The sequence below is a fragment of the Pseudarthrobacter sp. N5 genome (genome assembly GCF_050157035.1).
GTDB lineage: Bacteria > Actinomycetota > Actinomycetes > Actinomycetales > Micrococcaceae > Arthrobacter.
In genome coordinates this window covers 3,632,381-3,646,277 of sequence record NZ_CP189593.1, presented here as the reverse complement: position 1 = coordinate 3,646,277, position 13,897 = coordinate 3,632,381, and the positions used below count along the sequence as shown (strand labels likewise).

11 protein-coding genes are annotated in these 13,897 nt (G+C 64.6%); 9 read left to right on the top strand and 2 right to left on the bottom strand.

From position 1 onward, the window contains the following. Window positions 1-9: 9 nt before the first annotated feature. Entirely contained in the window at window positions 10-1,257 is a 1,248-nt protein-coding gene (locus ACQCST_RS17455) for an Nramp family divalent metal transporter (protein ID WP_426996976.1), read from the top strand. Window positions 1,258-1,263: 6 nt separating this feature from the next. Here the strand turns inward: ACQCST_RS17455 and ACQCST_RS17450 are convergent, their stop codons facing one another. Then, window positions 1,264-2,634, bottom strand: coding sequence for an 8-oxoguanine deaminase (locus ACQCST_RS17450; protein ID WP_426996975.1), 1,371 nt, complete (start codon window positions 2,632-2,634; stop codon window positions 1,264-1,266). 389 nt (window positions 2,635-3,023) lie between these two features. On the opposite strand from ACQCST_RS17450, the gene ACQCST_RS17445 reads away from it, so the two are divergent. The 7 genes from ACQCST_RS17445 (at window position 3,024) to ACQCST_RS17415 (ending at window position 12,089) form a co-directional block, all read left to right on the top strand. Next, a complete protein-coding gene (locus ACQCST_RS17445; protein ID WP_426996974.1) occupies window positions 3,024-3,518 on the top strand; it encodes a nucleoside deaminase in 495 nt (164 codons plus the stop codon). Between the two features lie 14 nt (window positions 3,519-3,532). Further along, entirely contained in the window at window positions 3,533-5,065 is a 1,533-nt protein-coding gene (locus ACQCST_RS17440; protein WP_426996973.1) for an NCS2 family permease, read from the top strand. A 336-nt stretch (window positions 5,066-5,401) separates the two neighbouring features. Beyond that, window positions 5,402-6,667: an XdhC family protein gene (locus tag ACQCST_RS17435; protein ID WP_426996972.1), complete on the top strand. Its 1,266-nt coding sequence runs from the start codon at window positions 5,402-5,404 to the stop codon at window positions 6,665-6,667. A gap of 37 nt (window positions 6,668-6,704) precedes the next feature. Beyond that, window positions 6,705-7,640: an FAD binding domain-containing protein gene (locus ACQCST_RS17430; RefSeq protein ID WP_426996971.1), complete on the top strand. Its 936-nt coding sequence runs from the start codon at window positions 6,705-6,707 to the stop codon at window positions 7,638-7,640. A gap of 2 nt (window positions 7,641-7,642) precedes the next feature. Beyond that, the gene (locus tag ACQCST_RS17425) at window positions 7,643-10,426 is read left to right on the top strand and encodes a molybdopterin-dependent oxidoreductase (RefSeq protein ID WP_426999212.1); all 2,784 of its coding nucleotides are present in this window, start codon (window positions 7,643-7,645) and stop codon (window positions 10,424-10,426) included. 52 nt (window positions 10,427-10,478) lie between these two features. Next, window positions 10,479-11,459, top strand: a complete 981-nt coding sequence (locus tag ACQCST_RS17420; RefSeq protein ID WP_426996970.1) for an aldo/keto reductase — start codon at window positions 10,479-10,481, stop codon at window positions 11,457-11,459. 36 nt (window positions 11,460-11,495) lie between these two features. Then, window positions 11,496-12,089, top strand: a complete 594-nt coding sequence (locus tag ACQCST_RS17415) for a hypothetical protein (RefSeq protein WP_426996969.1) — start codon at window positions 11,496-11,498, stop codon at window positions 12,087-12,089. A 69-nt stretch (window positions 12,090-12,158) separates the two neighbouring features. Here ACQCST_RS17415 and nboR read toward each other — a convergent pair whose 3' ends face one another. Further along, window positions 12,159-12,770: a nicotine blue oxidoreductase gene (nboR, locus tag ACQCST_RS17410; RefSeq protein ID WP_426996968.1), complete on the bottom strand. Its 612-nt coding sequence runs from the start codon at window positions 12,768-12,770 to the stop codon at window positions 12,159-12,161. Between the two features lie 403 nt (window positions 12,771-13,173). Here nboR and ACQCST_RS17405 point away from each other — a divergent pair, with 403 nt between their 5' ends. Beyond that, window positions 13,174-13,581: a transcriptional regulator gene (locus ACQCST_RS17405; protein WP_426999211.1), complete on the top strand. Its 408-nt coding sequence runs from the start codon at window positions 13,174-13,176 to the stop codon at window positions 13,579-13,581. Window positions 13,582-13,897 lie beyond the last annotated feature (316 nt).

Here is a 13,897-nt window from a genome sequence, read left to right as displayed (position 1 = left end):
GGGATTGCTGTGGCCGTGGATGTCCAGACCCGCGCACTGCGTGGACGCCGCATGTCCCGGTTCTTTCTGCTCGGGCCGGCCTTCGTCGCCTCCATTGCCTATGTGGATCCGGGAAACGTCGCGGCAAACCTGACAGCCGGTTCGCAGTACGGCTTCCTGCTGGTGTGGGTACTGGTTGTTGCCAACCTGATGGCAGTGATAGTGCAGTACCAGTCGGCCAAGCTCGGCCTGGCCACCGGCCAAAGCCTGCCGGAGTTTCTCGGCAAGAGCCTGAAGGCCACTCCCCGCCGGTTCTATTGGGCACAGGCTGAACTCGTGGCTGCAGCCACAGACATGGCCGAGGTCATTGGTGGCGCCGTTGCCCTGAATTTGCTCTTCGGACTGCCACTTTTGGCTGGCGGTTTTGTGATCGGGGTCGCCTCGATGCTGCTGCTGGTCCTGCAGTCCCGCCGGAGCCAGCGGACCTTTGAAAATGCCATTATCGTTCTTCTGGCGGTCATCGCTGTTGGTTTCGTGACGGGCATGATGGTAAACCTGCCTGCCCCGGGCGACGTACTGGGCGGTCTCGTTCCAAGATTCGACGGTGTGGATACAGTCCTGCTTGCCGCCAGCATGCTGGGTGCAACCGTGATGCCCCACGCCATCTATCTTCACTCCGCACTGGCCCGCGACCGGCACGGTTATTCGTCCAGCGAAGCCGTCAGGACCCGGCTGATCCGTATCACCCGGTGGGACGTCATCGGAGCCCTTGTGGTCGCAGGCCTGGTGAACATTTCCATGCTGCTGCTGGCAGCTTCGAGCCTGCGGGGTGTGGAGGGCACCGACACCATCGCCGGCGCCCACGCCGCGATCACCTCGGCCCTTGGCCCGGTGGTGGGAGTGGTCTTCGGCATAGGCCTGCTGGCATCCGGACTGGCCTCGACGTCTGTGGGCTGCTACGCCGGAGCCACCATCATGGGCGGACTCCTCAACCTCAAGATCCCGCTCCTGGTGCGGCGCGTCATCACCCTGATTCCGGCCCTGCTGGTGCTGGGGGCCGGGATCGAGCCGACGTTCGCGCTGGTCCTCAGCCAGGTGCTCCTCAGCTTCGGCATCCCCTTTGCGCTGATCCCGCTGATCCGCCTCACGGGTTCGCGCGAGGTCATGGGCGTCCACGTGGATTCGCTGGCCCTGAAGATCGCCGGAACTGCCAGTGCCTGCCTGATCGTCGGGCTGAATATTGTTCTCATTACGATGTCCCTGGCTGGGAAGCAGTAGCCGCGTCTAGCTGCTGACAAGCCTGCGTGCCGCTGCCGAGTGCTCCGCGATTAGCCCGGTAATGTCCAGGCCGGGGATCTGCCCATCCACCACACGCCATTGCCCGCCCACCATCACGCGGTCTGCCCGGTCGGCGGCGCACAGGAGCAGCGCGGCAATGGGATCGTGGCTGCCGGAGAAACGCAGCTCATCCAACGTGAACAGGGCGAGGTCTGCCTGCATCCCCGGCGCCAGCTGGCCAAGGTCGGGCCGCCCCAGGACTGCGGCCGATCCGCGGGTGGCCCAGCCGAGCGCCCGCTCCACCGGTACCTGCGCGCCGTAGCGCAGCCGCTGCAGGTACAGCGCCTGCCGCGCCTCGAGGATCATGTTGGAGGCATCGTTCGACGCCGAGCCGTCCACTCCCAGCCCCACCGGAACCCCCGCGTCTTCCAGCTCCAGGACCCGCGCGGTGCCGGATGCCAGCCGCATGTTGGACGTGGGGCAATGCGCGACGGCGGTGCCCGCGGCACCCAGCCGGGCGATCTCGTCATCGCTGAAATGGATGCCGTGGCCCAGCCAGGTCCGGTCTGTCAGCCATCCCACACTGTCGAGGTAGTCCACGGTGCGGAGCCCGAACATCTCGCGGCAAAAATCCTCCTCGTCCAGGGTCTCGGCGAGGTGTGTGTGGAGCCGGACGTCCAGGCGCCCTGCCATCAGGGCGCTCTCGGTCATGATTTCCTTAGTCACGGAAAACGGTGAGCATGGCGCCAGCGCGATCTGGATCCGGGCACCGTCGCCGCGCTCGTGGTACTCGTTGATCAGCCTTTCGCTGTCCGCCAGAATCACCTCAGGTGACTGGACGGTCGACTGCGGCGGAAGGCCGCCGTCGTCCTCTCCCAATGTCATGGAGCCGCGGGTGAGGGTGGCCCGCATGCCCAGCCTGCGGACCGCCTCCACTTCGACGTCGATGGCGTTCTCCATGCCGCCCGGGAAGAGGTAGTGGTGGTCGGCGGCTGTGGTGCAGCCGGAGAGCAGGAGTTCGGCGAGCGCCACGGTTGTGGCCAGCTCCAAATCCCGCGGTGTGAGCCTGGCCCACACCGGATACAGCTTCTGCAGCCAGAGGAACAGTGGCGCGTTGGCTACCGGGCCCCAGGCCCGGGTGAGGGTCTGGTAGAAGTGGTGGTGTGTGTTGATCAGGCCGGGGAGCAGGACGTGGTTGCCGGCGTCGAAGGTTTCTTGGCAGGGCGCTGAAGGCTGCTGTCCTGCGGCGAGTACTTCTACGATCTTCCCTCCGCTGACCACCAGGCCGCCTGAGGCGTCCAGCGTGTTGGCCGTGAAGGCGGCGAGGGGGGCCTTGATCAAGAGCCTGGATTCGGAGGGGGCGGGAGTGGGGGCCATGTCTGGTTCCTTGTCTGTGGTGCCGTGGATTGACGGTGTCGAAGGTTCCAGCTCAGTGATGCCCTGTCTGCTGATCCAGGTGACCGCCCGGGAAGGGTCTGGTCGCCATCAGCGTAAAGTCGTTCACGGTGGCCCGTCAAAGCCTGTCGATTGTGACAGTTCAGAAGCATCGATTTCACATTGCGAAATTTAATTTCCAGAAAACTATGGCGCACACCACATCCCGGTGCTAGTCTCGATCTTGCCAAAGGCGGGCACCCGGACCCCGGGAAGCTATCTACCAGGCGCAACATATCCTTCACAGAACATGCTGAAGCCTGGTCACCGTCGCAACTGGTTCTTTTGGTCCCGCAACGGGGTACCGGCTTCCACAGCAAAGGAAGTCGCAAATGAGTACCATCGTCACGGCCGAAACTTTTCTGGCCAGATCCATCCAGTTGGCAACTGCCAACGTCCTGAACAGCGGCGGGCCTTTCGGCGCCGTGATCGTCACTGCAGACGGTCAGTCTTTCGAAGGCGTCAATCGCGTCACCGCTGACAACGATCCCACCGCTCATGCTGAGGTCACGGCCATCCGCAACGCTTGCCGCGAGCTGGGCATTTTCGATCTCAGCGGAGCCATCCTCTACACCAGCTGCGAGCCATGCCCCATGTGCCTGGCCTCCGCACTCTGGGCCCGCATAGACCGGGTGGTTTTCGCCGCAGACCGTCACGACGCCGCCTCAGTGGGCTTCGATGACGCCGTCTTCTACGAGTTCTTCGAAAACGACAACAAGGATGCATTGATGTCGGTAGCCAAGCTGGAGCTGGCCGATCCCCAGGCACCCGCTCCCCTGGAACCGTTCAACACCTGGAACACGCTTGACTCCAGGATTGACTACTAGGGCCGGTGGCTGACATGACTATCATCGACGAGCAGCTCGGCGCACCGGACAGCGGAGAACCGCAGCTCAAGCGGGCAAAGGCCCGGGCATCCACTTCGAACGCCAAGCCTCCGGTAACCAACGCTTTCCTGGACCGCTTCTTCCAGATCACCCAACGCGGCTCCACCTTGGCCCGTGAATTCCGTGGCGGCCTGGTCACATTCTTCACCATGGCCTACATCGTCATCCTCAATCCGCTGATCCTGGGCGGTTTCACGGCGGACAAGGCCCCCACAGACGTCGCGGGCGGCTGGCTCAATGCCGCTCAGGTGGGCGCTGTTACCGGACTTACCGCCGGTGTGATGACCATCCTGTTCGGGCTCATCGCCAACCTTCCGTTCGGCCTGGCGGCGGGGCTGGGTATCAACTCCTTCCTCGCCGTGGCCGTCATCCATGAAGTCACCTGGCCAGAAGCCATGGGCCTGGTGGTCATCAACGGCATCCTGATCGTCATCTTCGGTGCCACCGGGGCGCGGACTGCCATCTTCCGGGCCGTTCCCCGGGAACTGAAGGCCGCCATCACCGTAGGCATCGGCCTGTTCATCGCCTTCATCGGCTTTGTGGACTCCGGCTTTGTCCGCGCCACCAAGGGCGGTCCGCCGGTCCAGCTGGGCACGGACGGTTCCATTACCTCGATCCCCACGCTGGTGTTTATTGTGGGTCTGCTTGCCATGGGCATCCTCGTGGCCCGCAAGGTCCAGGGCGGGCTGCTGATCGGCATTGTGGCCACCACCCTGCTGGCCGCGGTCGTTGAGGCAGTCCTGCACATAGGCCCCGGCAGTGAATCCAACCCCGGCGGCTGGCACCTGAATACGCCGGTGCTCTCCGGGCAGTTGGTTTCGGCGCCCGATCTCAGCCTGGTGGGTCAGTTCGATATGTTCGGAGCCTTCGGACGAATCGGCGGACTGGCCGCAACCATGCTGGTCTTCACCCTGGTGTTCACTAACTTCTTCGACGCCATGGGCACCATGACCGGGCTCGCCAAGAGCGCAGGCGTGGCGCACAAGGACGGTACGTTCCCGCGGTTGAAATCGGCCTTCATCGTTGAAGGCTTCGGGGCTATTGCGGGCGGTGCCACCTCGGGATCCTCCAACACGGTGTACATCGACTCCGCGGCCGGCATCGGCGAAGGCGCCCGCACCGGCCTGGCTTCGGTGGTTACGGGCCTGCTGTTCCTGGGTTCGATGTTCCTGACCCCGCTCACCAGCGTGGTTCCGCTGGAAGTGGCAGCCGCCGCACTGGTGGTAGTTGGCGCCATGATGATGGCACAGATCCGCGAGATCAAGTTCACCAAGTTCGCTGTGGCGCTCCCGGCTTTCCTGACCATCGTCACCATGCCGCTGACCTATTCGATCGCCAACGGCATCGGCGTCGGCTTTGTGTCCTGGGCCATCATCGGTGCTGCCTCCGGCAAGGTGAAGAAGATCCATCCGCTCATGTGGGTGGTCACCGTGGGATTCATCATCTACTTCGCCCGGGGACCCATCAATTCCCTGATGGGCGCATAAGACCGCGGTTCCGCAACCCTGGCCGCGCCGAATAGCGTCCGCCGGCGTCGCACGCTCCTGATCAGCACTTCCTGATAGGAGAGACCGACGACGGCGGGCGGCGGCCAGGGTCCGGTTCCGCTCAGGACCGGGGCAGGAAGATGAAGCCTGCCCCGGTCCGCCACTCTGAAATCCATATGATGCGGGCGCCACCCCGCTGACCCTTCCCACTGCTCACATTAGGAACGAGAATATGTGCAGGACCGCACCGGCTTCGGACTGGAAGGCCGGCTGAAGGCAGCCGGACTGCCTGCCTGAAGCCGCAGCCTGTGCCACGCGGGAAAAGGATGTGTTGCCATGCTAGACCTGATGCCTTCACTGAATGACTGGCCGCCGGCGGCTTCCGGGCAGCGGTGCGCCGTGGCCACCATCGTTTCCGCCACCGGCTCCGTTCCGCGTCCGCTGGGCACCTCCATGCTGGTGTCCGAGGCCGGCGAGGTGCTGGGGAGTCTGTCCGGCGGCTGTGTTGAGGGCGCCGTGGTGGGGGCCGCGTTGGAGGCCATGCACGACGGCGGCTCCCGCCTCGAGTCTTTCGGCTACAGCGCCGAGGACGCATTCGCCGTCGGGCTCAGCTGCGGAGGGGAGCTGGAAGTCCACATTCAGCCGCTGGACTCACGTTCGGGCGGCCTGCAGCTTGGCGGCTTGAAGCTGACCGAGCTGCAGCATTTTTCCGGGCATGCCCCGGGCGGTGCGCTGGCGCTGATCCGGAGGGTGGACGCCCGCGGCGGAGGCGCCGTCGTCATCCCCGATCCTTCCGCCTTTTCCGCGGCACGTTCGCACGAACTGGCCGCACTGCTGGGGCTCAGCATCCGTCAGGACTCATCGGCAATGCTCGCCGCGGCGGCGCAACTTGAACCTCTGCTGAGCGGCGGACGCACGGGTCTGGTGCGGCTCGCACCTGTGGATGGCTGCGCCAGCTGGGTATTTGGCATGGGAGTGCCGGATGTCGTGGTTCCGGTGTCCAATCAGCCGCATGCAGAACCCGTCACGCTACTCGTGGAAAGCAGGCTTCCGCCAGGCCGCATGTTGGTATTCGGCGCCAACGATTTTGGCTCGGCGCTGCTTCCTGCCGCAAAGTTGCTGGGCTACCACGTAACACTGTGTGACGCGCGGCCTGCCTTCGCCCGACAGTCGCGGTTTGGCATTGCGGACGAAGTGGTCACTGATTGGCCGCACCGCTACCTGGCCGCAGAAGCAGCGGCCGGCCGGGTGGACGCCCGGACCGTGGTGTGCGTCCTCACCCACGACCCCAAATTTGATATCCCCCTAATTCACACGGCCCTGAGCCTGGACCTCGCCTTTGTCGGCGCCATGGGCTCCCGGCGCAGCCACCGCCAGCGGGTGGACTCACTCTTGGCAGCGGGCACGGCCCCTGAGCAGCTGGCACGCCTGCATTCGCCGATCGGACTGGATCTGGGAGCCGTCACACCCGCCGAAGTTGCCGTCTCCATCACGGCGGAACTGATCGCCGCCCGCAGCAGCGCCCCGGGGACTAGGGCTCCTGCCTGCGCCCCGCTGAAGGACGGTTCCGGCCCCATTCACCACTCTGCAGGACGCAGCTAGGCTGCCGAACACGAAGAAACCCGCACCAGGAGATTTTATGGACATGAACACCATTGAGGCCGTCGTCCCCACCACGGACCCGGGCGAATGGCGCGACGGCGATGCCTGGCTCGCCGGCGGCACGGTCCTTTTCTCCTACGGCAGCTATGCCTTTGGCAAGGATCCGTTGAGGCGCCTGCTGGATCTGGGCTCCGCCGGGTGGCCGTCCATCACCGTGTCTGAGGCCGGAATCGAACTCGCCGCCACCTGCACCGTCGCCGAGCTGCACGCGCTGCCGCTGAGCCATGCCGTGGCGGGCAAGAACTGGCCCGGCCTGGACCTTATCCGCCCGTGCTGCGACTCCTTTGTGGCGTCCTTCAAGGTCTGGAACATGTCCACCGTGGGCGGCAACCTGTGCACCTCACTGCCGGCCGGGCCCATGATTTCCCTCTGCGCCGGACTTGACGGAGCGGCTACGGTGCTTGGCCCCGGCGGCTCCAGGCGCGAGCTGCCGGTGGCTGATTTCATCACCGGCGACGGGCAGAACGCCCTGGCACCCGGCGAGCTGCTGCGCAGTGTCCGCCTCCCGGCGTCGGCCCTCTCCACACGGGTAGCTTTCCGCCGGCTGTCCCTGAGTAATCTGGGGAGATCCGGTGTCCTGCTGATTGGAACGCTGGACGCCGGCGGTTCCCTGACGCTCACCGTCACCGCAGCGACCAAACGGCCGATTCAGCTGCGCTTCGAGTCCCTTCCGGACAGCCACGCACTGGCAGGGGCGCTGGACTCGGCCATCCCGAACGAGCTTTACCACAACGACATCCACGGGCTCCCGGCCTGGCGGCGCGACATGACGTACCGGCTGGCCGAGGAAATCCGCGCGGAGCTGGCTTCGCCTGACGGGAGCCCAACCGCTGAGCCGGCGCGGGTTTCCGGCGACTTCTGGCCCCCGCAGCATCCTTCACCGCAGACATCGTCATGGCTGAAAGGCGCCTGAGCATGGCGATCGAGATCAACGGCACCACCACTAAGAGCAAGCCCCGGCCCGGGCAGTGCCTGCGCACTTTTCTGCGCGAACAGGGCAACTTCGGCGTCAAAAAGGGCTGCGACGGCGGCGACTGCGGCGCCTGCACGGTGCATGTGGACGGCACCCCGGTGCACAGCTGCATCTACCCGGCTGTGCGCGCCGAAGGCCACGCCGTCACCACGGTGGAAGGACTGGCCGACGGCGGAACGCTCCACCCGATACAGCAGCAATTCCTTGAGAACCAGGGATTCCAATGCGGTTTCTGTACTGCCGGCATGCTGATGACCGCTGCCACCTTCGACGATTCGCAGAAGGAAAACCTGCCCCGCAGCCTCAAGGGCAATCTGTGCCGCTGCACCGGCTACCGCTCCATCGCGGACGCTGTCTGCGGGAACCACAACCATCAGCCCGACGGCGGTACGTCACCTTCCGGCGCTGCCACCGCAGCGCCCATTGCGGGGCAGCTCGGCGACAATGTGCCCGCCCCGGCCGGCCACGCGGTTGTCACAGGCACTGCCCGCTACACGCTGGACGTTCCTGCCGAGGAACTTGAGGGCCTGCTGCATCTCAAGCTCCTGCGCTCGCCTCACGCCCATGCCCGGATCGTCTCCATCGATAAGACCGCCGCACTCGAGGTTCCGGGCGTCGTCGCCGTCTTCACGCACGAGGACGCGCCCGCGCAATTGTTTTCGACCGCCCAGCACGAGCTTTACACGGATGATCCCGACGACACCCGGGTGCTTGACGACGTGGTGAGGTTCATCGGGCAGCGCATCGCCGCCGTCGTGGCTGAATCAGTGGGGGCTGCCGAAGTGGCTGTCCGCGCCTTGGACGTGAAGTACCAACTGCTGGATGCCGTGTTCACTCCGCAGGACGCCATCCGTCCCGGAGCTCCCGCGCTTCACGGGGATAAAGATGCCGTAACGGCCCGGATTGCCCGGCCGGAACAGAACATTGTGGCGGAGCTGCATTCCGAGCTGGGCAATGTGGCTGCCGGCTTCGCCGAATCCGACTTCATCCATGAGCAGACGTACCGCACCCAGCGCGTGCAGCATGTGGCTTTGGAGACGCATGCGGCCATCGCCTCAATTGACGACGACGGCCGGCTCCAGATCCGCACCTCCAGCCAGGTCCCGTTCCTGGTCCGCCGGACCCTGTGCCGGGTCTTTGGAATTCCTGAGGATCGGGTGCATGTGGTGGCAGGCCGGGTTGGTGGCGGCTTCGGCGGCAAACAGGAGGTGCTTGCCGAGGACATCGTGGCGCTCGCCGCGCTGAAACTGCGGCGCCCCGTGCAGCTGGAGTTTACCCGGACCGAACAGTTCACGGCCAGCACTACGCGGCATCCGTTCACCATCCAGCTCAAGGCGGGTGCAAGCCGCGACGGCCGGCTGACCGCGCTGCAGCTGGACGTTCTCACCAACACCGGTGCCTACGGAAACCATGCGCCCGGTGTGATGTTCCATGGCTGCGGCGAATCCCTGGGTGTGTACAAGTGCGCCAACAAGAAGGTGGACGCCCAGGCCGTCTACACCAACACGGTGCCGTCCGGGGCATTCCGCGGCTACGGCTTGGGCCAGACGATCTTCGCGATCGAATCTGCCATCGATGAACTTGCGGTGGGGATCGGCATGGACCCGCTGGAGTTCCGCCGCCGCAACATGGTGCGCGAGGGCGATGACATGCTGTCCACGCACCCGGAACCTGAGGAGGATGTGCTCTACGGCAGCTACGGGCTGGACCAGTGCACGCGGCTCGTTGCAGATGCCCTCGAGCGGGGCCGTGAACGCTACCGGGCCGCCGGGCTGGATGATCTTGGTCCGGACTGGGTCACCGGGGAGGGGTCCGCGCTTTCCATGATTGACACCGTCCCGCCGCGCGGTCACTTTGCCCATTCGAAGCTGCGGCTCCTTCCGGACGGCACGTACTCAGCCGACGTCGGGACCGCCGAATTCGGCAACGGCACCACCACAGTGCACGCCCAGCTCGCGGCGACGGCGCTTTCCACCACCGCGGGGCGTATTGCCGTCCGGCAGTCCGACACAGACCTGATCGAGCATGACACCGGTGCCTTCGGCTCAGCCGGCACGGTGGTGGCCGGCAAAGCCACGCTGGCGGCGGCCGAGGACCTTGCAGTGCGGATCCGCGGGTTCGCGGCGGGAATCCACCGGGTGGAGGCTTCCGGTTGCTTCCTCGAGGAGGACGCCGTGGTCTGCGAGGGAACCAGGGTGCCGCTCACGGAAATTTACGACGCCGCCAGCCGGGCCGGCGTCAAACTCGCCAGTGAAGGGCGCTGGGGCGGAACCCCGAGATCCGTGGCGTTCAACGTCCACGGTTTCCGGGTTGCCGTCAATACGGGCACAGGCGAACTGCGGATTCTGCAGAGTGTTCAGGCGGCCGACGCCGGAGTGGTGGTGAACCCGCGGCAGTGCCGGGGCCAGATCGAGGGCGGCATTGCCCAGGCGCTGGGCGCTGCGCTGTATGAAGAGGTGGTGGTGGATGACGGCGGCCGGGTCACCACGGACATCCTGCGGCAGTACCACATCCCCTCCTTCGCCGACGTGCCTCGGAGCGAGGTGTACTTCGCGTCCACAAACGACAGCACGGGGCCCCTGGGGGCGAAGTCGATGAGCGAAAGCCCGTTCAACCCTGTGGCGCCGGCGCTCGCCAACGCCATCCGGAACGCCACCGGAGTGCGGTTCGCAGAGCTGCCGATTGCCCGCGACAAGATCTACCTGGGGCTGAAAAGTCAGGGATGAGCGCTTCTGCCGGTTTACCAGTTCCGGCCGCTACAGGTCATATAGTCGGAGGGTGGAACAACGCGTATTGGGCAAAACCGGACGGAACGTCTCCATTGTTGGACTGGGGACCTGGCAGCTTGGCGCGGACTGGGGCAACGTGGACCCGGCCCAGGCGCAGGCCATCCTGGGTGCCTCCGCTGAAGCCGGAGTGACCTTCTTCGACACGGCTGACGTTTACGGTGACGGCCGCAGCGAGCAGGCCATCGGAGCATTCCTGGCCAACAATCCAGGGCTGGACATCACAGTGGCCACCAAAATGGGCCGCCGGATGGAGCAGCAGCCCGGGAACTACCATCTGGCTAACTTCCGCCGGTGGGTGGACCGTTCGAGGCGATACCTGGGAACCGATTGCCTGGACCTGGTCCAGTTGCACTGTCCGCCGAGCACCGTGTACAGCAACGCTGAAGTGTACGACTCGCTGGACACGCTGGTGGCCGAGGGTGCCATCCGGAACTACGGGGTCAGCGTTGAGCGGACCGATGAGGCTCTGGAAGCGATGCGCCACAAGGGCACGGCCACAGTCCAGATCATCCTCAATGCCTTCCGGCTCAAGCCGCTGGATGAGGTGCTGCCTGCCGCGAAAGCCGCAGGAGTAGGGATCATCGCCCGAGTTCCGCTTGTCTCGGGACTGCTATCCGGCAGATACTCCAAGGACACCTCCTTCGCGGAAAACGACCACCGGAACTACAACCGCTCCGGTGCAGCCTTCGACGTCGGGGAGACGTTCTCCGGTGTGGACTACGAGCGAGGCCTCCAGGCCGCAGCTGAGTTCGGGCAGCTGGTGCCGGACGGTGCCAGCATGGCCCAGGCGGCCATCGCCTGGATCGCAGCACAGGACGGCGTCAGCACGGTCATCCCCGGTGCACGCAACGTTGAGCAGGCCACGGCAAATGCTTTGGCGGCAGGGACGGCTGCCGACGCCGGGTTCGACGCCGGCGTCCACAGGATCTACGACCACTACTTCCGCGAAAGCATCCACCCCCGCTGGTAGGACTACATCGAGACCGGCCAGTGGAAGGAGCGTTACGTGGCGCCTCATGAGATCAGCCAGGGACAGCAGTCCCGCAATGGCACACCTGCCATTGCGCCGGGGCACATTATCGGTGGCATATTCGGCGTGGTCTTCGTCATCGCGAACAGTGCTTCGATGCCGCAAGCGCTGCGTGTCATTATTGTGGTCGCGGCCATCGGCGTCTTGGCGTTGACTATGTTTTCCTTTGGCCGAACAGTCAGACTGGGCCTCACCAGTAGGCCAGCAAACGGTGAAGAAGGATTCACCCGGGGGTACTGGACGGTCGTTGTGGTCGAAGTTCTTACGCTGGTAGCCGGCATAGTGTTGCTCAACATGTGGCGGCCGGCGGCGATCGTCGGGTGGATCGCTTTGATCGTCGGACTTCATTTTTTCGTCCTGGCCAGACTGTGGAAGAGCGGGTTCACGGAAATAACCATTATCGGCGCGGGGCTATCGATTCTCGGCGTGATAGGTCTCCTCATCGCTTTCACCTCTGACTCGCTGGACGCCGCAGCGTTGGTTTCCGGAGCCGGATCCGGCGTCGTACTCCTGGTCAGCGCATTGACCAGCGCAATCAAAGGACTCGCCGTGCCCCGGACAAAGCCATGATGTCGACGCATGCGCAGGTGTGACGCCGCCGATCGCCGCTGCACGAAGCGGCGCAGTTGGGCAATCTCTTCAAGCCAGCAAATGCAGTTGGTCCGGGGTGTCCAGGTCCTCGCCGCCTGAGAGATCACCACAGTCCACCAGATCAATAAGTTCAGGGTGGGTCTGCAGATAAAGGCGCGCACCGGCGTCGCCCGTTGCTGACTCAGCCGCCGGCCGGCGAAGCGAGGTGTCCAGCAGCAGCGGATGGCCGCGCTTGAGCATCCCGGCGGCGTCCGGGTAGGCAGCGGCGGTGATGCGTCCCCGGCTGTGGTTTTTCAAGAGCCTGGCGACGGTCGCCGGAGTGAGGCCGGGCTGGTCCACCAGGGCCACCAGCACGTCGTCTCCTGGCTCGGCAGTGGCGAGGCCAAGCCGGAAGGACCCCCCCATGCCCGCAGCCCAATCAAGGTTTTCCACTACGGTGTACCGCCGGAGATCGACGCTGGCACGGACCGTGGCAGCTTCCGCACCGATCACAATCACCACGTCACGGCAACCGCCCTCCAGCAGCTCCCCGGCGAGTACCTCCACCAATGTCCGGTTCCGGAACGGCAACAGCGCCTTCGGCCCGCGGCCCAGGCGGGTTCCGGCGCCCGCCGCCAGAAGAACGGCTGTGGTTCGGCCGTGGAAAGCGGAAACTGTCATCTACACACCTTAGGGCGGGCTTGTTCCTGTCACTTGTTACTTTTCACAGGTTCCTGTCACATACGGGCCACACAAGCTACCGCTTGGTAGGCCTGTTGAGCTCTTGAACCGGCAGGTAATCTCTTATGGAAATGATGGAGATTCGCGGGTCATCAGCCGCGGTGCAATGGCGCACCATCAGCGGAAAGCAGGTCCCATGGCTGGAACATTCGAGGTTCTGAGCGACGGAGCGGGATCGTTCCGGTACTGAAGATCCAGACCAAGCTGCACAGTTGGGCCCGTGATGACTCTCATCGCCGGTTCGACGATCTGTTCAACCTCGTGGCTGACCCCGGCTTCTTGTTGGTGGCCTGGGACCGAGTGCGAGGGAACAAGGGTGCCCGTACTGCGGGTGGTCCCGGCGATGGGTCTGGCCGGGAAAACCGGCCTCGGCGCGTTGGTCGATGAGCATCTGAAACTGCCTGACTACTTCGGTGCCAACGCCGGACTGAAACTGACAGCTCTGGTCGCGGGTATGGTGGCCGGCGCCGACTGCATCGATGATCTGGGACTGCTGCGCCACGGCGCGATGGGGAAACTGTTCAAGGGCACCTATGCGCCTTCCACGATCGGTTCGTTTCTTCGCACGTTCATGTTCGGTCACGTCCATCAGCTCGACGCGGCAGCGGCGCGCTGGCTGCAGCAGGTGAATATGGTCAGCATCAACAAGACGTTTGTCGGGAAACGACCGAAGACGTGGTTGGAGATAACTTCGCACGGGTCTGAAGCGCTCAGAACTCATAGGCATGCCCTCGAGCGGCTCCTGGGCTGAGGTCGTCGACCCGGGTCATCTGAGGTTCCTGTCACCCTGGCATGGGAACATATGAACCTCACCGGCGACTACACCTGGCCCCTCACGAACCGCATCAAGCCCGGAAAATACCGGCCACTCCGACGATCCTAAAAACCTTAGCGTCGGCAGGTTTAAGCGGTCGGATATTCCACTAATTCACAAGCCACCCCGGGTGGAGCTGGCCGCCGGGGAGGAACTGGAATCCCGGGCAGCAGGCAGCGTGAATTCCGCCCTGACCCCTTCCCATGTCTGATCACTGATCGGTTCGCGGTCCAGTTTCACCGTTGCCTAGTAG